This window comes from Caballeronia insecticola, from assembly GCF_000402035.1.
Classification (GTDB): Bacteria; Pseudomonadota; Gammaproteobacteria; order Burkholderiales; family Burkholderiaceae; genus Caballeronia; species Caballeronia insecticola.
Map to the genome: position 1 here is coordinate 849,639 of NC_021289.1, position 22,453 is coordinate 872,091.

The following is a 22,453-nucleotide window of genomic DNA, read 5'->3' on the forward strand; positions in this document are numbered from 1 at the left end:
ATGAAGACGCAGCGCTTCTGGGCGGCGCTGGCGCTGACCAGCCTGCTGGCCGTCACCGCGGCGCGGGCGGCCGAGGATGTGCAGACGCCCGCCCCGGCCATCGACAACTTCGCGCCCACCACGTTGACAGGCACGCTGGCCAAGGCGCGCAACACGGGCACGATCGCAGTCGGTTACCGCGACGCGTCGGTGCCGTTTTCCTATCTCGACGCGCGCAAGCAGCCTATCGGCTATTCGATCGAGCTGTGCAAGTCGCTGGTCTCGGCCATCGGCGATGCCGTTCACAAGCGCCTCGATATCCGCTGGGTGCCGGTGACGCCCGAGAATCGTATCGATGCCGTGACGAGCGGTCGCGTCGATCTGGAATGCGGTTCGACCACCAGCAATCTGGAGCGCCAGAAACGCGTGGCTTTTTCTCCGATCATCTTCGTGGCCGGCACCAAGGTGCTGGTGAAGAAAGGTTCGCCGATTACGTCGTTTCGCGATCTGGCGGGCAAGAAAGTGGCCGTGACGGCCGGCACCACCAATGAAAAGGCTCTGCGCGATCTGGACAAGAAGTTCGGTCTCGGGCTTCAGCTTCAGGTCGTGCCGGACCATGCCGAAGGTTTCGCGCGCGTAGCCGACGGCCGCGCCGATGCCTTCGCCACCGACGATGTCCTGCTATACGGCCTCATCGCCGAGAACATGACCAAGGGCGGCGCGTATCAGGTGGTCGGCGATTATCTGTCGTATGACCCGTACGGCATCATGTACCGCAAGAACGATCCGCAACTCGCGCAAGTGGTCAAGGACGCGTTCCAGCAACTCGCCGCCGATGGCGAAATCGAGCGTCAATACAAGCGCTGGTTTCTAAGCCGTCTGCCGTCCGGCACGAGTTTGGATATGCCGATGAGCGCGCAACTCGAAAGCATCATCGAAACGATGGCGGGTGGCGAGGCGCAGTGAGGCGTCATCGCTCGAATGCGTCGATCACCGCAGCCAACACGCCGATTCCGCGACGGATTTCGTCGACGGTCAAGCTCGCATAGCCGAGAATCAGGCCGGCGGGACGAGGCCGTTTCGCGGCAAACAGCGGCGCGACGGGATACACGCCCACGCCTTTTTCATGCGCCGCCGCGACAATCGCGGCTTCATCGCGCGAACTCAACTGCGGCAGCCACAGCACGACATGCAGGCCCGCCGCCGTCCCCGCCACGCGCGCACGTTCCGGCAGCCATTGCGCGATGGCATCGAGCAACGCCGCGCGACGCCGCTCGTACTCGCGCCGCACGCGCCGCACATGACGCTCGTACGCGCCGCTGTCGATCAGCGAAGCCAGCACGCGCTGCTCCAGCACCGGCGCGTGACGGTCGCTCAGGCGCTTGGCCTGGCGAAACACCGGCACGAGCGCGGCGGGCAGCGCCATATAACCCAGCCGAAGATGCGGCGACAGCGCCTTCGAAAACGTGCCGATGTAAATCACGCGGCCATTGGCATCGATGGATTGCAACGCGTCGATCGGACGCTGACCATAGCGGAACTCGCCGTCGTAATCGTCTTCGACGACCCATGCATCGTGACATTGCGCCCACGCGAGCAGTTCGAGACGTCGCCCGATCGGCAACACGCCGCCCAACGGAAACTGATGCGAGGGCGTCGCGTAGACCAGACGCACGGAGCGAGCGGAACGATCGGCGGGCAGGCTGCGCGTGTCGAGACCGTATTCGTCGACGGCGAGCGGCACGAGACGCGCACCCGCGGCCTCGAAGCTGTGGCGCGCAATCAGATAGCCGGGATCTTCGAAGGCGAACGCATCGCCGGGATCGAGCAGCAGACGCGCGCACAAATCGATGGCTTGCTGCGTGCCGCTGACGACGAGAATCCGCTCCGCATCGCAGACAAGACCGCGCGCGCGCCGCAGATAAGCCTGAAGCGCTCGACGCAGCGAAGCGTCGCCTTCGGGCGCGACGTAATAGAGGCTGTCGTGCTGACGCAGCAGTTCCGCCTGATACGCGCGCCGCCAGATCAGCGCGGGAAAGTCGCGCGCGGCCACGGCGCCATACAGAAAATCGATGCGCCCGTTCGCCGCGACAGGCAGCGTCGGCGCCGCGATCTCCGCCACGCGGCGGCCGAATGCGGAAAGCGAAGGCACACGCGCCGCCGACACCGGACGCGCGTTCGAACTCTCGGGCGCGGCAGGCCGAGCCGCGACCCGCGCGGCGCGGCCTGCGGCGGTCACGACGAAACCTTCCGCCGCGAGTTGTTCGTAGACGGCGGTCACGGTCGTGCGCGACACGGCGAGATCGGCGGCGAGCGCGCGTGTCGACGGCAACCGCGCGCCGGTGGGAAGCGTGCCGTCTGCCATCTGGCCGCGCAGCATGTCGTAGATGCGGCGTGCCGTTCCGGTGCCCGAACCGTGCGGCGATTCGCTCAACTGGTCCATTGGAATTTGCAAAAACTGGATCTTCTCATTGTGCCTGTTTCGCGCGACAGTGTCGCTTTGCGCGCCACATCGCCAGCGAGGATTCACAATGTATATTCCGCCCCACTTCGCCGAAAACCGTCCGGACGAGTTGCATCGCATCATTGCCGCGCATCCGCTCGGCATACTCGTCACGCATGGCGAGGCCGGGCTGGACGCGAATCACATCCCGTTCGAATTCGATCCCGATATCGGCGAGCACGGTCTGCTCACCGCGCACGTCGCGCGCGCAAACGATGTATGGCAGCGCTGTCCCACGGGCACGCCGGTGATGGTCATTTTTCGCGGCGCGCAGGCGTATATTTCGCCGAACTGGTACCCGAGCAAGCACGAGGCGCATCGGCAGGTGCCCACATGGAACTACGAAGTGGTCCACGCGCACGGCACGCTCACGATTCGCGACGACGAACGCTTTCTGCGCGGCCTCGTCGCCCGTCTGACGCGGCGGCACGAAGCGGCGGAACCGCAACCGTGGAAGATGGGCGATGCACCGCCCGATTTCATCGACGGCATGTTGCGCAATATCGTCGGGATCGAGATTGCGGTGACGTCGCTGGTCGGCAAGTCGAAGCTCAGTCAGAACAAGGAAGCGCGCGATCGCCAAGGCGCCGCCGACGAACTCGCGAAACGTCATCACGACGAACTCGCGCAGGCCATGCACAAAGCCTCACAGGCTTAGGCGCGCCCGCTTCACGCGACAGGCGTGGCGCATGTGTCGCGCGGCACGACGATGCGGTCCGCCGCGCCGCACAGAAACTTCATGAACTCGGCGGCCGGCATCGGATGGCTCAGCAGAAAGCCTTGCATCTGATCGCAGGCAAGCTCGCCTAACGTACGCATCTGCGATTCCGTTTCGACGCCCTCCGCGACCACTTCGACCTGCAACGCCCGCGCGAGCGTCACGACCGCGGAGAGCAACGCGCTGCCGCGCTTTCCGGCGGAGTCGAGATCGCGCACGAACGAACCGTCGATCTTGATCTGATCGAACCTGAAGCGCTGCAGATAACCGAGGCTCGAATAGCCCGTGCCGAAATCGTCGACGGCAACGGCGTAGCCGCGCGCCTGCAACGCCTCGATCGTGCGGCTCGTCTTCTCGACGTTCTGCATCGCGGTCGTTTCGGTGATCTCGAACATGAGGCGGCATGGATCGATGCCCGCCGCGCCGGTCAGCGAATCGATGCGGCCCACAAGGTCCGGCACGTTGAACTGGATCGGCGACAGGTTCACCGAAACCGACGGCACCGGCAGCCCTTGCGCGTCCCATAGCGCGATATTGCGGCACACTTCGCACAACACCCAGTCGCCGATCTCGACGATAAGACCCGAGCGTTCCGCAATCGGGATGAATTCGAGCGGCGGAATGTCGCCCAGTTCCGGATGACGCCAGCGGATCAGCGCCTCGACGCCCGTCACCGACTGCGACGCCACGCTGAACTTCGGCTGGAACGACATGCTGAGCTGACCGTCGCCGAGCGCGCGATGCAGATCGCGTTGCAGGATCAGCGACTTGAGCGCGGTGTGATTCATCTGCGACTCGAACACGCGGAACGTGTTGCGGCCGCTTTGCTTGGCGGCGTACATCGCGGCGTCGGCGTTGTGCAGCAGTTCGTCGGCGTTTTGGCCGTCCTCCGGATAGAACGCAACGCCGATGCTCGCGCTCACGCGCAACGGCAAACCGTTGACGACGATCTCCTGACTCAGCCGTCGCAGCACGCCATTGGCGACGGCGACCGCGGACGATGCGTCCGTCACGTTCTCGACCACGATCACGAATTCGTCGCCGCCCAGACGCGCGACCATGTCGCTATGACGCAAATCCTGACGCAGACGCTCGGCGCACACTTGCAGCAGATCGTCGCCGACGCTGTGGCCGAGCGAATCGTTGATGGACTTGAAGCCGTCGAGGTCGATGAACAGCACGGCGAACTTCGTCTGCTTGCGCTCGCATTCGCTCACCGCCTGCGCAATGCGCAACGACAACTGCTGGCGATTCGGCAGCTTCGTCAGCGCGTCGTGCGTGCCGAGATAGTGCAGTTGCCGCTTCGCGCGTCTGAGCGAAATCGACAAGCTGCTCGTATGAAAGCCGATCAACGCGAGCGTGCCGACCAGCACGACGAACGACATCGCGGTGACGGCGAGCGCGAGCCAGTTGGCGTCGAGCTTCGCATCGGCGAGACAAAGGCTGTCTGCGGCGAAGTTGGCCGCGTCCATGCCGAGGTAATGCATGCCGGCAATCGCGATTGCCATGACGAACGCCGCGCCGAGCCGCTTGACGACGATGTTCTCCACGTCCGACGCGCGCAGCGTGAAGGCAAGCCAGAGCGCCGCTATCGACGCGAGAATAGCCACGGCGACCGAAAGCACGAGTTTCCAGAGCGTGTAGTCGATGCCCGGCGACATCTGCATTGCGTGCATGCCGGTGAAGTGCATCGCGGCCACGCCGACGCCCATGATCGTCCCGGCGACGACGAGCCGCCTGAGCGACAGCGCGCCCCGGCTCGCGGTGGCGAGCGCGACGAACGACACGCCTATCGCAAGAAACAGCGACGCCGCGGTGATCGCAATGTCGTAGCCCATTGCAATCGGCAGCGAGAACGCGAGCATGCCGATGAAGTGCATCGACCAGATGCCGACGCCCATCGACATGGCGCCGCCGGCGAGCCACGCGGGCCGCCGCCGGGCGTTCGCGAGCGCGGTGAGGCCGCCGGACAGCTCCAGCGCCGTGTAGGACGCAAGGAATGCGACCACCAGCGACAGGCAGACCAGCAGCGGGTTGTAGACACCAGTCATTGGCCCTCTCTCTCTTCGTATCAGTCTTTCGTGACTGCTTTTATTCGGCCTCGAACCCGCTTCGGCGGACGATACCGCCTGATGCGCGGCGCATGGTGCCCTCTGCTCTATCGGTTGATCAAGGCGAAACTTTAGAAATTTGGGGACGGACGAACGTTCGCACGACGAGGCTCGCAAAACGAACGAGGCCGCGAATGCGGCCTCGTATCGGGTGGCGGTGCGTCTGATGCGTCGTGTTTAACCGGCGTATTTCAGCGTCCAGCTAAAGCTTCGCTGCGCTCCGCCGCCGAGCGTAAAGGCGTTGGTCTTGCATGCGAAGTTCGAATGCAGTTGTCCGACCGGCGTGGTCGACAGCGGGTTCGTCGTGCCGTTCGCTACATCGAAGTTCGATAACGCGCATGCATCGAAGCCTGTCGTCGCATAAGCGGTGGCGGGGCTGTTGGCGTACGTGACCGACACACCATCGGCATTCGCGTTCGTGCTCGCGAAGTCCGCGAACGAGGCAAAGTCCGTCTCCACCGCAACGCTTCCGGCAAGCGTCGCCGAACTTAGGGTGTCCGTGCGCGTGACGGTGCCGTGCGCGAATGTCAGCACGGTATGCGTCTGCAGATCGAGATCGGTTGTGTAGGCCGCGTTCTTCGTTGCCTGACGGAATTTTGTGGCGTCGAAGGAGACGGTCACCTGGCCGTTGCTTTCCTGCACGCTGAGGTTCTTGTAATACGTGACCGGAATATAAGTCTTGCCGTTATACGTGACCTGCGGAATCAGAAGCGCATAACCCAGGTCCGTCGTGCCGTAGATGAGCTTGTCGGAGAACGGCACCGGATAGTACGGCGAGAACGAGTTGTAGTCCGGCGCCTGACTCAAATTGAGGTTGATGACGCGCGAACCGTCGCGCACCGTCAAAAGGGCCGCGCTGTACGGATGCGCGCTGTCGCTCGGCAGGTTGTAGTACGTCAGCGTGTAGTGCGGCAGTGCGTCGAGCCATGAATTGAAATCGGCATCGGCCATGGGCGCCTGCCCGCTGAAACCGAGCTTGTTCCACCACGCATTCACATACATGTACTGATGCAGCAGACTGAAGTTCTCGCCCATCACGCGCGGCTTGCCGCGATACGTATCCGTGCCGCGCCCCTTCACCCACATGTTGACCGAGGGCGTCGGCAGGCTCGGGTCATACCAGAAGGTGTTGAAACGATACGCCGCCTTTTCGATGAACGCATACGCTACCTGCATTTCCTTAGGCGTGAGCACGTTCGCGTTGGCTGCGGCCGTGAGAATTTCCATGAAGGCCGAATCGCCGTATGGGCCGATCGAGCGGCCATAGTTGAAGCCCTGCCCGTTCGCGTTCAGTTGCGGAAGTATCAGATCGACCGATTTGCGCAGATAGCCCTTCAACTCGGCTGTGAGATTGGCCTGATTGTCCATTTCGAGGCTGCGCTCGACCGTCTCGGCAATCAGCAGCGTGCTATAGCGGTCGAAGCGCGCCTGATCGTAATAGGTCGTGTGAGTGTTCGACGCTTCATCGGAAAAGCCGCCCGACGAATCGTTTCTGATGTGCTTGGTCAGCGTGTAAAGCAACGCATCACGCGCGCCCATGGTCGCGACGGTTGGATCGGATGCCGCGAAGAAACCCGGATTGCTCCAGCCGAGCTTCTGCCTGAGCCCCGCAATACCGTACGACACCGCATAGTAATTCTGCGCCGTGTTGAGCGAAGCCACGTCAATGGCGACGCCGCTTGCCGGACACGTGTTCGCCTTGCCGCTCGCATCGGGGCCGAACATGTCGCAGAACGTGAGGCGGTTCTGCAATGTGTTGAGCATGGCGTCGCTGAAGACTTCATTGAGCATGCCGCGCGCCTTGAGGTTATTCAGCGCGACGAGATAGTAATACTCGCCCCACGATGTATTCGCATACGCGTAATCGCCGCTGGCGGATTGCGCCATCATCGCCGTGGTGATTTTTTGATAGGTCGCGAGATAGTCCGCATATTTCGGATCGCCCTTCGCTTTCATGTCGATGAGAATCCACGAAAGCCCGAGTGCCAGCTTGCCCGGCAGGAATTTGTCGCCCGTGTTGGTATCGAGAACGTGGACGGGACTGCCGTCGCCCAGATCCATCACGACTTGCGTGAAATCCGGCGATTTTCGGATCAGATCGAAGAGTGCGCGCATTTGTCCCATCATCGTGACGGGAATGCCGGCGCCAGCGGGCACGCTCGTGTCGGCGGCGCCATAGACCATCGCTTGAAGGGAATTGGCGGCAACGGTCGATTGCGGTGGAGTCGTGTCGGTCGGCGGCGTGCTGCTGTCGGATGAATCATGGCCACCGCACGCGCTCAGAACGATTGCGGAAAGGGTGCTGAGCGCAAGCGTGAGCGCGGATTGCCGGGTCCGGTGCATTGTGTCTCCTGATGGAATTATTGATTTGAATGGGCATGTCACGTCCGCCACGCGTTGTTTCGCATGACTAATTAACGCATGGCGCTTGGTGGGACTGCGTTTTCCACGCACTCGCGGCTAAACGAGAGCCATTGGCATTTTCTTGAAGGCTTACTGGAAAACGTTTTCCAAATTTATTCCTTGGTGCGATGCGATGTCAAACGTTTTCTTAGCCGATTATCTAAGCATAAACCCCTAAGGCTTAAGGCGAAAAGGCTAAGAATAAGTAGAACGTTTTCTTTAGCGCCTTTAGAGCTCGAGCTCAAAGCAACGGCAGCTTCAGCCTGATGTGCTCCGCGAATGCCGCGATCAAAGGCGACGGATGGGCCCGCTCGAATTTCAGCGAAATGCCGACCTTGGGCAACGCCGGTAGCTTGGGGTCCGCGTCGAGCACGCAGAGATCGGAGGGAACCGCCGTGCGCGTGATAACGGCGAATGCCTGCCCCGAACGAACCAGCGCGGTCAGACCTGCGAGACTGCTGCTCGCGTACGCAATGCGATACGCCCGGCCCGCGCGTCGCAGCGCATCGCACGCGGCAATGTGATCGAGCGTGTCGGGATCGGAGACGGCAAGCGGCAACGGATCGAAATGGGCCGGATCCATGCCTGTACCGCCCACCCACACGAGTTGCTCGTGTCGAATGATGTCGAGCGACGAGCCGCTGTCCGGCAGTGAGACCATCGCCAGATCGAGTGCGCGCTTTTCGAGTTGCTCGATCAAACGCGGCGTCGGGCCGCACACCACTTCGACAAGCGCATGCGGATGCTGGCTCGAGAACTGCCGCAGCAACGAGGGCAAAAAGACCGCGGCATAATCATCGGGACAACCGAAGCGGATATTGCCCGACAAGCCCTTGCCGCCTATATCGGCCATCGCTTCGTCGTGCAGGCGCAATATCCGATGCGCGTGCACTAGCAGACGCTCGCCCGGATTCGTCAGCACGACGCCGCGCCCGGTGCGCTGAAACAAGGGCTGATCGACGATTTCCTCAAGCCGCTTCATCTGCTGACTAAGCGCCGATTGAGTTCTGCCGACTCGCTCGGCCGCGCGGCTAAGCGAACGCACTTCGGCAATCACCGCGAACGAACGCAACAAATCGATCTCAAGCGAAAGACTCAAGATATTAGGCCCTCTTCTGGCTCGCATTAGAACTATTCGTTTCTATAAAACCAGAGGGCCGTCTAGACTGCAAGTTCTTTCCTTATTTGCCGGGAGACGCACCGTGTCCTTGAATAACGACGCACGCTTTTGGCGCGACGCCAACGCGCATCTGATCCGATATGGCGCGACCTTCCAGCCGATGATCATCGAGCGCGCGCAAGGCAGCTTCGTCTATGACGCGGATGGCCGCGCGATTCTCGATTTCACATCGGGACAAATGAGCGCGGTGCTGGGACACAGCCATCCGGAGATCGTGTCCGTCATCAGCGAGTACGCCGGCAAGCTCGATCATTTATTCAGCGGAATGTTATCGCGTCCGGTCGTCGATCTGGCGAAGCGGCTGGCCGAGATCACGCCGCCCGGTCTCGACCGCGCGCTTCTGCTGAGCACCGGCGCGGAATCGAACGAAGCGGCCATCCGCATGGCGAAGCTCGTCACCGGCGGTTACGAAGTGGTCGGCTTTGCGCAGTCGTGGCACGGCATGACAGGGCACGCGGCATCGGCGACTTACAGCGCAGGCCGCAAAGGCGTCGGCCCTGCGGCGGTGGGTTCGTTCGCGATTCCCGCGCCGTTTCCCTATCGGCCGCAGTTCGAGCGCAACGGCAAATACGACTGGCTCGCGGAACTGGACTACGCGTTCGATCTCATCGATCGTCAGTCGAGCGGCAATCTCGCGGCCTTTATCGCAGAGCCGATTCTGAGTTCCGGCGGCATCATCGAGCTTCCGGAAGGCTATATGGCTGCGCTCAAGCGCAAGTGCGAGGAGCGCGGCATGCTGCTGATTCTCGACGAAGCGCAAACCGGAATCGGGCGCACGGGCACGATGTTCGCGTGCCAGCGCGATGGCGTCACGCCCGACATTCTTACGCTATCGAAGACGCTGGGCGCGGGTCTGCCGCTCGCCGCGGTCGTGACGTCGGCGGAGATCGAAGAGCGTGCGCATGAACGCGGCTATCTGTTCTATACGACGCACGTGTCCGATCCGCTTCCGGCGGCAGTCGGCTTGCGCGTGCTGGATGTCGTTGAACGCGAAGGGCTCGTCGCGCGCGCGAACGTCATGAGCGAGCGGCTCAGGCGCGGGCTGCTCGACTTGATGGAGCGCTTCGACTGCATCGGCGATGTGCGCGGACGCGGCCTGCTGTTGGGCGTGGAGATCGTCAAGGATCGCCGCACGAAGGAAGCGGCCGATGGCCTGGGCGCGAAGATCACGCGCGAGTGCATGAATCTCGGGCTCAGCATGAATATCGTGCAGTTGCCCGGCATGGGCGGCGTGTTCCGCATCGCGCCGCCGCTGACTGTCAGCGAAGAAGAGATCGATCTCGGTCTCGATCTGCTTGGCCAAGCAATTCAGCGCTCGCTTTGATTGCGTGACTGCAATCCGCAAACGATGCCCCGGGCCCGAGCGGCCCGGAACGTTTCGATTGATCGCGCTGATGCTCACGTGCGCCGCGATGCGGCGTATGCGAATCCGCGCCCACGATGACCTGACCCTCCGCGCCTTCATCGATTTCGCCGTGCGCTTCGCTCACATAGCCGTGATTGCGCACGTCGTAGTCGCGCACATTGAGCAGCAAGCCGTTCTTCGCATGCAACGCGCCGCGCGCGCAATCGATCCCTCCTCGACGACCGTAGGGATCGATTCTCATCGCGTGGCATTTACCGTGCGCCCGCAAGCGACGTGATGATTGCATACGCGGCCTTCACACGCTCCTCGTTCGGTATGTTCCGGTTCGCCAGCATGACGATGCCCACGCGCTCCTTAGGCACGAACGCGATATACGTGCCGAAGCCGTTGGTCGAGCCGGTCTTGTTGATCCAGACGTCGTCGCGTGGCGCTTGCGGCGGATCGATGGCGGTGACAGGCGTCGCGTTCATGATCATCGACTGCGAGTTTCCATCGAGCAGCGACTGCAACGCAACGGGATACGGATACTGCTCCCAGATCAGGTCCTGCGTCATGGGCCCTGCGTGGAAGTAGCCCGTGTGAGTGGCATCGACTGCGCGCTGGAACGTCGGATCGATACGCACCATGTTCATGTTGATCTGCATGAAGCGCGTCATGTCGGCGGCGGTCGATCGCACGCCATAGGCCTCGGAAGCCAGCACGCCGCCCTTCATGCGAATGGGCGCGTCGTTCTTCGCATAGCCTTGTGCATAGTCGCGCTGCTTCGCGGCAGGCACGTCGATATAGCTGTGCTTCAGGCCGAGCGCCGGAAAGAGACGCGTCTGCATGAGCGCGTTGAAGTCCTGCCGCATGCTCTGCGCCGTGATGAGACCAAGCGTGCCGATGCCCGGATTCGCATACGTGCGGATCGTTCCGGGCGGCTGCGCCGGACGCCACGTCTTGAAGTACTGCATCAACTGAGCGTTGTTATGGATATCGTCGGGCACTTGCAGCGGCAGACCGCCCGGCGTGTGCGTGCCGAGATTGAGCAACGTCACCTTGCCGAATTCGCTTCCCGCAAGCGACGTCAGATGCTTGCTTACCGGATCGTTCAACGAGAGATCGCCTTCGAGTTGCGCATAGGACGCAAGCGTCGCCGTAAAGGTCTTGCTGACGGAGCCGAGTTCGAACAGCGTATCGCGCGTGACAGGCTGCTTCGTTTCCTTCGACGCCACGCCGTAATCGAACACATACGGCTTGCCCTGCACAACGACGCCCACCGCCATGCCCGCGATGCCGTGCAGCGCCATCAACGGTTTGATTGTGTCGTCGACCGTGGCCTTGATCTTCGCGCTGTCGAGATCGGCCGCGTGCGTGATGGCGGGCATCGCGCTAAAAGAAAATATGGCTGTCGCCAGAAAACTCAACGTACGAAACTTCATCGGTGTCGATCCTTCGCCTGGTTACCGTGATTGAACTGAAGCGAAATATCCGCTATTTGCGGCGTCAGGACAATCGAGGATAATTTGCCGCAGGCAAAAGAAAATCTTATACGAACCATGCGCCCTCATCTTCCACTGAATGCCTTGCGTGCCTTCGAAGCCTCGGCGCGGCATCTCAGCTTCACGCGCGCCGCGCAGGAGCTGAACGTCACGCAGGCCGCCGTAAGCCAGCAAGTGCGGGCGCTGGAAGAACGGCTCGGCACGCCGCTCTTCAGGCGACTGCCGCGCGGGCTCGGCGTTACCGACGAAGGGCGCGCGCTCCTGCCGGTGTTGAGCGATGCGTTCGGCCGCATCGAAGCCGTCCTCAAACAATTCGAAGGCGGCCATTTTCATGAGGTGTTGACGGTGGGCGTCGTCGGTACGTTCGCGGTGGGCTGGCTGATGCCGCGGCTCAAGGCGTTTCGGGAAACGCATCCGTTCGTCGAATTGCGCCTGCTCACGCATAACAATCTCGTCGATCCCGCGTCGGAAGGTCTCGATTTCGCGATTCGCTTCGGCGCGGGCATGTGGCCCGCCACGCACAACGCGCTCTTGCTGGACGCGCCGCTCGCCGCGCTGTGCGCGCCCGAGATCGCGCGGCGGCTCGGCACGCCCGCCGATCTCGCGAACGAAGTGCTGCTGCGTTCGTATCGCGCGGACGACTGGATCGACTGGCTCGATGCCGCAGGCCTCAACGCATGGACGATGAACGGTCCCGTCTTCGATTCATCGCGCCTGATGGTCGAGGCCGCAGTGCAAGGCGCGGGAGTCGCGCTCGCGCCGCCACGCATGTTCGTGCGCGAATTGCAGGCGGGGCTGCTCGTGCGCCCGTTCGATATCGAAGTGAAGACCGGCAGTTACTGGCTTACGTGCCTCAAGTCGCGGCAGGTGTCGCCCGGCATGCGGCTGTTTCGCGACTGGATCATCGCGGAGGCGGCCGGATCGCCCTGAGCAGTTTCAGCGGCGCGCGCGGCGCCTGTTCGCGGCGAGATCGTCGGCGAGCGGCACGGACGAGAACAGCAGAAGCAACGCCGCCAGCGGCACGGTCGTGATGAAACCGAAATGCGCGAAGCCCGTTGCGCCCGCCAGACCGCCGAGCATGAACATGCCGAACAGCGACGCCAGCAGCACGAGACGCGCGTAATTGGCGCGCACGTAGCCCGCATCGCCCCGCGCGATGCCGCGATTCCAATACAGGCTCTTGCCGATCTCGATGCCGATATCGGTGACGAGCCCGGTCACGTGCGTCGTTCTGATCTCGGCTTTGGAAATCTTCGTGATCATCGCGTTTTGCAGGCCCATTACGAAGCACAACAGCGCGACGGTCAGCGGCACATCCCACACGCGATGACTCTCCAGATTCGCGCCGAGCATGCCGAACACGAGCAGCAGCGCGGCTTCGAGCAGCAGCGGCGTGGCGTACACGCTATGCGCGTGTCGTTGCCGTCCCCAGTTGATGAGCACCGCCGAGGTCGCGGCCCCGCACAGAAATGCGCCGACCGCGCCGATTGCCGAGAAGACGAGCGCGGCCTGACCGAGCGCGAGGTTATCGGCGATGGAGGAAACCAGTCCCGACATATGCGACGTATATTGGCCGACCGCGAGAAAACCGCCCGCGTTAGCCGCGCCCGCGACGAACGCGAGCGCGCATCCCAGCCGCCGGTTGGTGGTGTCAGTGCGGCTGAGCGATGTCAGTCCCCGAAGATAGCTGATCGGCATGGCGGCGCAAGCGGGATGATCGAGCCGTCAAGATAGCACGACCAGGCGCGCTCGCCCGGCCCGAATACGATGCGAACGACCGTTCCGCATTGGCGCAAAAAATCGCGTTCGATAGGATGCTAACGAATAAAGTTCTCGCTATAATCCCGCCGCATGACCACCCTCGACATTTTGCGCCGCTCCGTGAGCAGCACGCTCGTGCTGGCCGCGCGACGCTGGCGGCGCACGAGCCACGGCGTGCTCGCCTCCTACGGCGTGTCGGAAGCCTGCGCGGTGCCGCTTCTCACGGCGAACCGGCTGGGCGAGGCGGTGCGTCAGGTGACGCTCGCGGAGCACGTCGGCATCGAGGGGCCATCGCTCGTGCGGCTGCTCGATCAGCTGTGCGCAGCGGGCCTTGTGCGCCGCGACGAAGATCCCGAGGACAAGCGCGCCAAGACCATCACGCTGACCGATGAAGGCCGCGCCGTCACCGCGCGCATGGAAGAGCGTCTCGTCACGCTGCGCGCGCGGCTTTTGAAAGGCGTGAGCCGCGAAGATCTGGAGACCACGTTGCGCGTGCTCAACGCGTTCAGCGAAGTGTCCGATGCAAAGCTCCTCGCCGCGCTCGCCGCGAGCGAGCAAACCGCCCGGCCCGCCCGGCCCGCCGGAAAGCGCGGAGCATAGCGCCATGTCTTTTCCTTCCGCGCGCGAGTGGCTCTTTTCCGCCAAGACCTTCGCCGCCGCGATGATCGCGCTTTACATCGGCCTCGCGCTCGAATTGCCGCGTCCTTATTGGGCGATGGCCACGGTCTATATCGTGTCGAATCCGTTTGTGGGCGCAACGCGTTCGAAGGCGCTCTATCGCGCGCTTGGCACGATAATCGGCGCGGCGGGCGCGGTGCTCATCGTGCCGCCGTTCGTCGAATCGCCGTATCTGTTCAGCGTGATCGTCGCGTTGTGGACGGGCACGCTGCTCTATCTCTCGATGTTCGACCGCAGCGCGCGCAGCTACGTCTTTCTGCTTGCGGGCTACACGTTGCCGCTGATCGCGCTGCCCGCCGTAACGAATCCCGCGATTGTCTTCGATCTCGCCATCACGCGCGCGGAAGAAATTTTGCTGGGTATCGTGGTGGCGAGCATCGTCGGCAGCGCGGTGTTTCCGAGCCGTCTCGCGCCGACGCTCATCGAGCGAACCGACGCATGGTTTCGCGATGCCGCCTTCTACGCGAGCGAAACGCTCTCGGGACATATCGCGGGCGCGCCGATTTCGGCCGCGCGACAGCGCCTGGCCGCGACGGTCAATGGCCTCGAACTGCTACTGAGCCAGTTGACCTACGATCACACGCGGCCCGACATCATCCGTCGCGCGCGCGCGTTGCAGGGCCGCATGCAGATTTTCCTGCCGCTGATTTCGTCGATGGCCGATCCGCTGATCGAACTGATCGACAAGCACGGCGCGCATCCCGACGGGCTCGAAACCTTGCTCAAGGATGTCGCCGCGTGGGTCGGCTCGCCCACGCCGCGCGCGGAGAAAGATGTCGAAGACGAAAGCACGCCGGATGCGTTGCGCGAGCGCATTCTCGCCATGCGTCCGCCTGTCGAAGCACTCGCGAGCGCAGATGCCGCGCTGCTGTCGAATGCGCTGTGGCGTCTCGGTCAGGTGATCGACGTGTGGCAGGACATTCGCGCCCTGCGCGCGGCAATCTCGAACGAGACGAGCGACTGGCGTCCGCACTTTCGTCACTGGCGTCTGGGCGGCACGGCGCGCTATTTCGATCGCGGCATGATGCTGATTTCAACAGGCGTGGCCGTGAGCGCGATCATCGTCGCGTGCGGGCTGTGGATCGAGTCGGGATGGAACGATGGCGCCAGCGCTGTGGCGCTCGCGGCGGTTGCGTGCTGCTTCTTCGCCGCGCTCGACGAACCTGCGCCGCAAGTGTTCACGTTCTTTCTCGCGACTTGCTTGAGCGTCGTGCTCGCCGGGCTCTATGTGTTCGCCGTGCTGCCTAAGGTGCACGACTTCGCCATGCTCGTGCTGATTTTCTCGGTGCCGTTTCTCATCATCGGTACGCTGATTCCGCGGCCGCGCTTCACGCTCGTCACGCTGCTGACCGCGGTGAACACCGCGACCTTCATCAGCATTCAGAGCGCGTATGAAGCGAATTTTTTCGTCTTCATCAACAGCAATCTCGCGGGCGTCGCCGGCCTGCTCTTCGCGTTTATCTGGACGCGCCTCACGCGCCCGTTCGGTGCGGAACTCGCCGCTGCACGTCTCACGCGCTCGGCATGGGGCGATATCGTGCTGAGTGCGTCGCCCACGCAAGTAATCGAAGATCAGCGCAATCTCTACGCGCGCATGCTCGACCGTCTGATGCAACTGCTGCCGCGTCATGCCGCAACGGATTCGCATCGTCATCCGTCGATCGAGAGCTTCCGCGATTTTCGTCTCGCGCTGAATGCACTCGATCTGCGCCGCATTCATCGCAAGCTTCCCGCCGAGCTACAAGCGTCAGTCGATGACGTGCTCGATGCGCTGCGCCGTTATTTCGAGCTATGCATCGCGCGGCGTGCAAGGCAGCCGGTGCCGCCCGAATTGCTGCGCAGTATCGAAGCGACGAGCGCGCAGGTCACCTCACGCGCCGTCGCGCAACCGCAAGCCGCCGATGCGCTCAACGAACGCTGGCTGCGCGACACGCTGCATGCGCTGATCGGCATGCGTCTGTCCCTGCACCCGCCTGAGACGCAAGCGCCCGTGCGCGAGGAGCCGGCATGATCTACGTCATTCATCTCTTATCGGACCGCCAGCCATGATCGGCGAAATCGACATTCTCGGCGTGTTCGTGCCCGCCGTGCTCGTGCTGATGTTCATCGCCTATCTTATGAATCTGGCGATCCGCACGGTGCTCGCGCGCGTCGGTTTCTATCGTTTCGTGTGGCATCGTTCCGTGTTCGATCTCGGCATCTATGTGCTGGTGCTGGGGCTCGTCGTCATCGTTTCGCATCGGCTCATCTCGTGAAAAAAACCTGGTTCTCCCTCGGACAGATTCTGCTTACGCTCATCGTCGTCGCGATCGCGGCGGTCGTGCTGTGGAAGCTCGTCGACTACTACATGTTCGCGCCGTGGACGCGCGACGGCCATGTGCGCGCCGATGTGATCCAGGTCGCGCCGGACGTCTCCGGCCTCATCACCGAAGTCAAGGTCGTCGACAATCAGCAGGTCAACAAAGGCGCTGTGCTCTTCGTGATCGATCGCGCGCGCTATGCGCTTGCGCTGCGCAATGCACAGGCGACCGCGCAGCAGCGGCGCGCGACGCTCGATCAGGCGCGTCGCGAAGACGCGCGTAATCGCACGCTCGGCAATCTCGTCGCGCGCGAGGTGGTCGAGGAAACGCATTCGCGTGTCGAACAGGCCGCGGCCGCACTCGCCGATGCCGAAGTCGCCATCGATACCGCGCAGCTCAATCTGCAACGCACGGAGATCCTGAGTCCCGTGGACGGCTATCTGAACGATCGCGCGCCGCGTGTCGGCGAATATGTGGCGGCCGGACGCGCGGTGCTGTCGGTGGTCGACATGCATTCGTTCCGCGTCGATGGTTACTTCGAGGAGACCAAGCTGCACGGCATCGATATCGGTCAGCCGGTCGATATCAAAGTGATGGGCGAGCCGAACGTGTTGCGCGGACACGTGCAGAGCATCGTCGCGGCCATTGAAGATCGCGACCGGCAACAGAGCCCGAGCCTTCTGCCGAACGTGAACCCAGCATTCAGCTGGGTGCGTCTCGCGCAGCGCATTCCGGTGCGCGTCACGCTCGATGAAATTCCCGCCGACTTCCGCCTGATCGCGGGCCGCACGGCGACGGTATCGGTGCGCGGTCTCGGCCCGTCGATCGGCAAGCGCGCGGCGTCGGAGACATCGCCTGCGTCCGCGCCTTCGCCGACTTCGAGCGTGGCCGCACCGGCGGGCGCTTCGCAATGAGCGGCGTCGGCATCATGAAAGCGCAACGCGTCGGACTGACGCTCGCGGTGTCTTCGGCGCTCGCACTGTTCGGCTGCACGACGGTCGGCCCGAACTACACGTTGCCGCAGAACGCAACTGTCAACGCGCCCTATGCAAACGGCGCCATCGACGGCGCCGATCTTGCGCCCGTCACGCAAGGCGCGGTGCCGTCGAAATGGTGGCGTCTCTATGACGATCCCGTGGTCGATCAGCTCGTCACGCAAGCACTCGCGTCCAACGCCGATCTGCGCGTCGCGGCGGCGAATCTCGCACGCTCGCGCGCGGAAGTCGAATTCGCGAATCAGCAAGGCGGCTTCTCCGGCAAGACATCGGCGGCGTTCCAGCGTGCGCAGGAATCGGCGGAACAGTATTTGTTGACGGAGAAACTTCCGGTCGTCAATGAAGGCGCGCTCGATCTCTCCGTGTCGTATGAAATCGATCTGTTCGGCAAGCTCAAACGCGGCGTCGAAGCCGCCAATGCCGACGACGAAGCCGTCGAAGCCGCGCAGGATCTCGCGCGCATCACGGTGGTCGCGGATGTCGTGCGCGCGTATGTCGAAGCGTGTTCGGCGGGAGAAGAACTGGAGATCGCGCAGAAATCGCTTTCGCTGCAGCGCCAGCGTGTGAAGCTCACGCAACGTTTGCGCGATGCGGGGCGCGGCAATCAATCGGAAGTCACGCGCGGACAAACACAGGCCGATACCCTCGCCGCCGATATCCCGCGCTTCATCGGACGCCGCCGCGTCGCGCAAGCGCAACTCGCGATGTTGCTTGCGCGCGCGCCCGCCGACTTGCCGAAGGCCGCGCTCAATTGCAGGAAGCTGCCGAAGCTGCGCGCGCCGATTCCCGTCGGCGACGGCGCCGCGCTGCTCAAGCGCCGTCCCGATGTGCGTCAGGCCGAGCGGCAACTCGCGTCATCCACGGCGCGCATCGGCGTGGCTACGGCGGCGCTGTATCCGTCGGTGAGCCTGGGCGCGTCGGTGGGATCGGTGGGCATCGCGGAGGATTTGTTCGGTGCGAACACGAACCGCTGGGCGTTCGGGCCGCTCATCAGCTGGAGCTTTCCGATCAACGGCCAGCGCGCCCGCGTGCATCAGGCGGAAGCGGCAACGAGCGGCGCGCTCGCGCGTTTCGATGGTGTCGTGCTCAAGGCCTTGCAGGAAACGCAGAGCAGTCTCGCGACCTATGCGTCCGACACCACGCGCGCCGATGCATTGCGCACCGCGTACAAGTCGGCGATCGAATCCGCCGATGAAACCAACCGGCTTTATCGCGCGGGCCGCGAGTCCTTCCTGAACGATCTCGATGCCACGCGCACGCTCACCGGCGTTGCCGCGCAAGTCGCCGCGGCCAACGGGCAGGTCGCCATCGATCAGGTGAATCTGTTCCGCGCGCTCGGCGGCGGCTGGGAGACGGACGAAGCGATCGCACAGAACGTGAAGGGAAAATAGGCGCGACGGAGGGTAATCGTGCGCGTTACGCCCATCCTTCCAGGCGTAGCGTCGAACGCACGAGACGCTCTTCTTCCCGCTCGATATCGGCGAGACTCTCGCGCACGCTCTTGATGTGCTGTCCCGCCGCGCGCCGTGCCTGCTCGGGCAGTCTGCCGGTCACCGCGTTATAGAGCCGCGCGTGCTGCCGGTCGATCACGCGCTTCTGCGGCTCGCGATGATAGAGATTGTTCACCGACGCGAACACCGAGCTCAACATCAGATCGTTCAACATGCCAAGCGTATGCACGAGCACCGGATTGTGCGACGCCTCGCAGATCGCCAGATGAAACGCGTGATCGAGCCGCGCATGTGTCGATGCGTCGGTCTCTTGCAGATGAGCGGCGACGAGTTCTTCATAGCGCCGCCGGATCATGATGTGATCGGCGGCCGTGCCGCGCAACGCGGCCAGACGCGCGGCTTCCGCTTCGAGCATCTCGCGCACTTCCAGCAGGTCATACAGCGTGCGGGGCTGCGAGCCGAGCAGATGCATCATCGGCGTCTGTGCGGGTTCTGCTGTCAATCGCGCGACGAATGAGCCCTTGCCCTGCGCGGTTTCGATCAGCCCCCTTGCCCGCAACACCTTCAGCCCTTCCCGCAGCGCGGTGCGCGACACGCCGAGCTTCTCCGTCAGCCGCCGCTCGGAAGGCAGCGTCTGCCCGACCTTGAGCACGCCATCGACGATCAGTTCCTCGATCCGCTCGACAACCACATCCGCGAGTTTCCGCTTGCTTTCGTCCGTGTCTTTCATCGTCGAATTCACTGGTATTACCACTGGAGCATGCTAGCACGACGGCTAATGCATGGCATGCGTGTAAGCCTTTTTGGACGCTGCATTCCCGGTTCGAGCCAGTTTCCAACCGTCAAATAACTGGTATTACCAGCGAGAAATTCATCGACACGTCCGCGCTCGCCCGGAAGAATCGCAACAAAGCACATGTGGGCATCGAACCCGCGCCCCATTGGAGACACCGCATGACCTACGCCTACGACGAAAGGCTCGACGGCCCGCTACGCGATCACGACAAAGCCGCGATCGTGCGCGATCTTCATACGCTCCTTCCCGATCTGCAGCTTCTGCACGCCAAAGAAGACCTGCGGCCCTTCGAGTGCGACGGACTCTCCGCCTACCGCATCACGCCGATGCTTGTCGCGTTGCCGGGCACGATCGACGAAGTTCAGGCCCTGCTGCAATATGCGCATGCGCACGGCGTGCCGGTGGTTGCGCGCGGCGCGGGCACCGGTCTTTCGGGCGGCGCGCTGCCGCTCGAAAAAGGCATGCTGCTCGTGATGTCGCGCTTCAATCGCATTCTTCATATCGATCCCGATGCGGGCATTGCGCGCGTTCAACCCGGCGTGCGTAATCTCGCGATCTCGCAGGCCGCCGCGCCGCACGGTCTTTACTACGCCCCCGACCCTTCCTCGCAGATCGCGTGCTCGATCGGCGGCAACGTGGCCGAGAATGCGGGGGGCGTGCATTGCCTCAAGTACGGCCTCACGGTGCACAACATACTTCGCGTGGAGATCGTCACCATCGACGGAGAGCGGCTCACGCTCGGTGCCGAAGCGCTCGATACGCCCGGCTTCGATCTGCTCGCGCTCATCACCGGTTCGGAGGGCATGCTGGGCGTCGTGGTCGAAGTGACGGTCAAGCTGTTGACCAAACCGCAAAGCGCGAAAGTGCTGCTCGCCAGTTTCGACGAGATCGAAAAGGCCGGCGATGCCGTCGCGCAGATCATCGGTGCGGGCGTGATTCCCGGCGGCCTCGAAATGATGGACAACCTCGCGATCCGCGCCGCAGAGGACTTCATTCATGCAGGCTATCCCGTCGATGCCGAAGCGCTGCTGCTATGCGAAGTCGACGGCGCGGAGTCGGACGTCGAGGAAGACTGCGCACGCGTCGATTCGCTGCTGCGCGCGGCGGGCGCCACCGATATTCGTCTTGCCGCCAACGAGGCCGAACGCCAACGCTTCTGGGCGGGCCGCAAGAACGCGTTTCCCGCCGTAGGCCGTATCTCACCCGACTACTACTGCATGGACGGCACGATTCCGCGCCGCGAACTGGCGCGCGTGCTGCGCGGCATCGCGGATCTGTCTGCGCAATACGGGCTGCGCGTCGCCAACGTGTTCCATGCAGGCGACGGCAACATGCACCCGTTGATTCTCTTCGATGCCAACGCTCCCGGCGAAATGGACCGTGCCGAAGCGCTCGGCGCGCGCATCCTCGAGTTGTGTGTCGAAGTGGGTGGCAGCATCACGGGCGAGCACGGCGTCGGACGCGAGAAGATCAATCAGATGTGCGCGCAATTCAACAGCGACGAACTCACCTTCTTTCACGCCGTGAAGGCCGCATTCGATCCCGCGGGTCTGCTCAATCCCGGCAAGAATGTGCCGACGCTGCATCGCTGCGCGGAGTTCGGCGCCATGCATGTGCATCACGGCGCATTGCCTCATCCCGAACTGGAGCGATTCTGATGCGACGCGACCTCGTTTCCATCGACGACAGCGCGCGTCTCGTCGATCAGGTGCAAAGCGCGATTGCACGCAAGCAGCCCTTGCGCATTCGCGGCGGCAACAGCAAGGCGTCGCTCGGCAGGCACGTCGAGGGCGAAGAGATTGATACGCGCTCGCATCGCGGCATTGTGAGCTATGACCCGAGCGAGCTCGTGATCACCGCACGCGCGGGTACGCCGCTCGCGGAGTTGAACGCGATACTCGACGAAGCCGGCCAGATGCTGCCGTGCGAGCCGCCGACGCATGGCGAAGCGGCAACGACAGGCGGCATGGTCGCAACCGGCTTGTCGGGTCCGCGACGTCCATGGGCGGGCTCGGTGCGTGATTTCGTGCTGGGCTGCCGCATCGTTACCGGCGAAGGCAAGCATCTTCGTTTCGGCGGGCAAGTCATGAAGAATGTCGCGGGCTACGATGTCTCGCGTTTGATGAGCGGGAGCTTCGGCTGTCTCGGGCTCATCACCGAAGTCTCGCTGAAAGTGCTGCCCAAGCCGCGCGAGACGAAGAGTCTCACACTCGAACTGGAAGCAAGCGAAGCGATGCGCGAGCTTGCGTCATGGCGTCGCGCCGCGCTGCCCGTGAGCGGCGCATGTCATTTCGATGGCTTGCTTCATGTGCGTCTGGAAGGCGGACCCGGCTCGGTGCATGCCGCGGCGGATCGCATCGGCGGCGAGGCGCTCGACGAGCGATTCTGGATATCGCTTCGTGAACGGCGTCTTCCCTTCTTCGATGGCGAACTTCCGCTATGGCGTCTGTCCCTGCCGAACGCAACGCCGCTCATCGACTTGCCGGGCGCAATCATGCTCGACTGGGGCGGTGCGCAACGCTGGCTCAAGAGCGATGCGAGCGCGGATGTCATTCGCGCCATCGCGAGCGCGGCGGGCGGTCATGCAACGTGCTTCACGCCGAATGGGAGCATCGAGCCGTTTCATCCGCTTGCCGCGCCGCTCATGCGTTATCACGCGCAACTGAAGCAACGTCTCGATCCGCACGGCGTGTTCAATCCTGGCCGCATGTACGCGGATTACTGATTTCAT

General features: G+C 63.2%; 19 protein-coding genes. 12 read left to right on the forward strand and 7 right to left on the reverse strand.

Going from position 1 to position 22,453, the window contains the following annotated elements; genetic code table 11:
* Entirely contained in the window at window positions 1-945 is a 945-nt protein-coding gene (locus BRPE64_RS28525; RefSeq protein ID WP_016348460.1) for an amino acid ABC transporter substrate-binding protein, read from the forward strand.
* 4 nt (window positions 946-949) lie between these two features.
* Here BRPE64_RS28525 and pdxR read toward each other — a convergent pair whose 3' ends face one another.
* On the reverse strand, window positions 950-2,422 hold the full coding sequence (gene pdxR, locus BRPE64_RS28530) for a MocR-like pyridoxine biosynthesis transcription factor PdxR (protein ID WP_016348461.1): 1,473 nt from the start codon (window positions 2,420-2,422) through the stop codon (window positions 950-952).
* Between the two features lie 88 nt (window positions 2,423-2,510).
* Between pdxR and BRPE64_RS28535 the strand changes: the two genes are divergently transcribed.
* Window positions 2,511-3,140, forward strand: coding sequence for an FMN-binding negative transcriptional regulator (locus BRPE64_RS28535; RefSeq protein ID WP_016348462.1), 630 nt, complete (start codon window positions 2,511-2,513; stop codon window positions 3,138-3,140).
* An 11-nt stretch (window positions 3,141-3,151) separates the two neighbouring features.
* Here BRPE64_RS28535 and BRPE64_RS28540 read toward each other — a convergent pair whose 3' ends face one another.
* The 3 genes from BRPE64_RS28540 to BRPE64_RS28550 form a co-directional block, all read right to left on the reverse strand.
* Window positions 3,152-5,251: a putative bifunctional diguanylate cyclase/phosphodiesterase gene (locus BRPE64_RS28540; protein WP_044043504.1), complete on the reverse strand. Its 2,100-nt coding sequence runs from the start codon at window positions 5,249-5,251 to the stop codon at window positions 3,152-3,154.
* Window positions 5,252-5,488: 237 nt separating this feature from the next.
* Window positions 5,489-7,654 (reverse strand): hypothetical protein, encoded by a 2,166-nt coding sequence (locus BRPE64_RS28545; protein ID WP_016348464.1) that lies wholly within the window; start codon window positions 7,652-7,654, stop codon window positions 5,489-5,491.
* 301 nt (window positions 7,655-7,955) lie between these two features.
* A complete protein-coding gene (locus BRPE64_RS28550; protein ID WP_044043507.1) occupies window positions 7,956-8,840 on the reverse strand; it encodes a LysR family transcriptional regulator in 885 nt (294 codons plus the stop codon).
* A 76-nt stretch (window positions 8,841-8,916) separates the two neighbouring features.
* On the opposite strand from BRPE64_RS28550, the gene BRPE64_RS28555 reads away from it, so the two are divergent.
* Together BRPE64_RS28555 and BRPE64_RS33340 are read left to right on the forward strand one after the other, a co-directional pair.
* The gene (locus BRPE64_RS28555) at window positions 8,917-10,218 is read left to right on the forward strand and encodes an aspartate aminotransferase family protein (RefSeq protein ID WP_044043510.1); all 1,302 of its coding nucleotides are present in this window, start codon (window positions 8,917-8,919) and stop codon (window positions 10,216-10,218) included.
* A gap of 58 nt (window positions 10,219-10,276) precedes the next feature.
* The gene (locus tag BRPE64_RS33340; protein ID WP_044043511.1) at window positions 10,277-10,537 is read left to right on the forward strand and encodes a hypothetical protein; all 261 of its coding nucleotides are present in this window, start codon (window positions 10,277-10,279) and stop codon (window positions 10,535-10,537) included.
* On the opposite strand, the gene ampC is transcribed toward BRPE64_RS33340, so the two are convergent.
* On the reverse strand, window positions 10,512-11,681 hold the full coding sequence (gene ampC / locus BRPE64_RS28565) for a class C beta-lactamase (RefSeq protein WP_016348467.1): 1,170 nt from the start codon (window positions 11,679-11,681) through the stop codon (window positions 10,512-10,514). The two genes, BRPE64_RS33340 and ampC, sit on opposite strands and share 26 nt — an antisense overlap.
* A 108-nt stretch (window positions 11,682-11,789) precedes the next feature.
* Here ampC and BRPE64_RS28570 point away from each other — a divergent pair, with 108 nt between their 5' ends.
* Window positions 11,790-12,671 (forward strand): LysR family transcriptional regulator, encoded by an 882-nt coding sequence (locus BRPE64_RS28570; RefSeq protein ID WP_144063590.1) that lies wholly within the window; start codon window positions 11,790-11,792, stop codon window positions 12,669-12,671.
* Window positions 12,672-12,677: 6 nt separating this feature from the next.
* On the opposite strand, the gene BRPE64_RS28575 is transcribed toward BRPE64_RS28570, so the two are convergent.
* Window positions 12,678-13,439 carry a YoaK family protein gene (locus tag BRPE64_RS28575; protein ID WP_016348469.1) on the reverse strand — a complete coding sequence of 254 codons (762 nt, stop codon included), beginning with the start codon at window positions 13,437-13,439 and terminating at the stop codon, window positions 12,678-12,680.
* Between the two features lie 153 nt (window positions 13,440-13,592).
* On the opposite strand from BRPE64_RS28575, the gene BRPE64_RS28580 reads away from it, so the two are divergent.
* From BRPE64_RS28580 to BRPE64_RS28600, 5 genes are read left to right on the forward strand one after another with little or no spacing between them, the layout of a single operon-like run.
* Window positions 13,593-14,102 carry a MarR family winged helix-turn-helix transcriptional regulator gene (locus tag BRPE64_RS28580; protein WP_016348470.1) on the forward strand — a complete coding sequence of 170 codons (510 nt, stop codon included), beginning with the start codon at window positions 13,593-13,595 and terminating at the stop codon, window positions 14,100-14,102.
* A gap of 4 nt (window positions 14,103-14,106) precedes the next feature.
* Entirely contained in the window at window positions 14,107-16,191 is a 2,085-nt protein-coding gene (locus BRPE64_RS28585; protein WP_016348471.1) for an FUSC family protein, read from the forward strand.
* A 34-nt stretch (window positions 16,192-16,225) separates the two neighbouring features.
* Window positions 16,226-16,435, forward strand: coding sequence for a DUF1656 domain-containing protein (locus tag BRPE64_RS28590; RefSeq protein WP_016348472.1), 210 nt, complete (start codon window positions 16,226-16,228; stop codon window positions 16,433-16,435).
* On the forward strand, window positions 16,432-17,394 hold the full coding sequence (locus BRPE64_RS28595; RefSeq protein ID WP_016348473.1) for an efflux RND transporter periplasmic adaptor subunit: 963 nt from the start codon (window positions 16,432-16,434) through the stop codon (window positions 17,392-17,394). Before BRPE64_RS28590 ends, BRPE64_RS28595 begins: the two co-directional genes overlap by 4 nt.
* A gap of 14 nt (window positions 17,395-17,408) precedes the next feature.
* Complete coding sequence (locus BRPE64_RS28600; protein WP_044043828.1) at window positions 17,409-18,866, forward strand: efflux transporter outer membrane subunit; 1,458 nt, start codon at window positions 17,409-17,411, stop codon at window positions 18,864-18,866.
* Between the two features lie 25 nt (window positions 18,867-18,891).
* Here the strand turns inward: BRPE64_RS28600 and glcC are convergent, their stop codons facing one another.
* Window positions 18,892-19,656 (reverse strand): transcriptional regulator GlcC, encoded by a 765-nt coding sequence (gene glcC / locus BRPE64_RS28605; protein ID WP_044043513.1) that lies wholly within the window; start codon window positions 19,654-19,656, stop codon window positions 18,892-18,894.
* Between the two features lie 224 nt (window positions 19,657-19,880).
* Here glcC and glcD point away from each other — a divergent pair, with 224 nt between their 5' ends.
* Together glcD and glcE are read left to right on the forward strand one after the other, a co-directional pair.
* Complete coding sequence (glcD, locus tag BRPE64_RS28610) at window positions 19,881-21,380, forward strand: glycolate oxidase subunit GlcD (protein ID WP_016348476.1); 1,500 nt, start codon at window positions 19,881-19,883, stop codon at window positions 21,378-21,380.
* On the forward strand, window positions 21,380-22,447 hold the full coding sequence (glcE, locus tag BRPE64_RS28615) for a glycolate oxidase subunit GlcE (protein ID WP_016348477.1): 1,068 nt from the start codon (window positions 21,380-21,382) through the stop codon (window positions 22,445-22,447). The genes glcD and glcE overlap by 1 nt, the downstream gene beginning before the upstream one ends.
* Window positions 22,448-22,453: the final 6 nt, after the last annotated feature.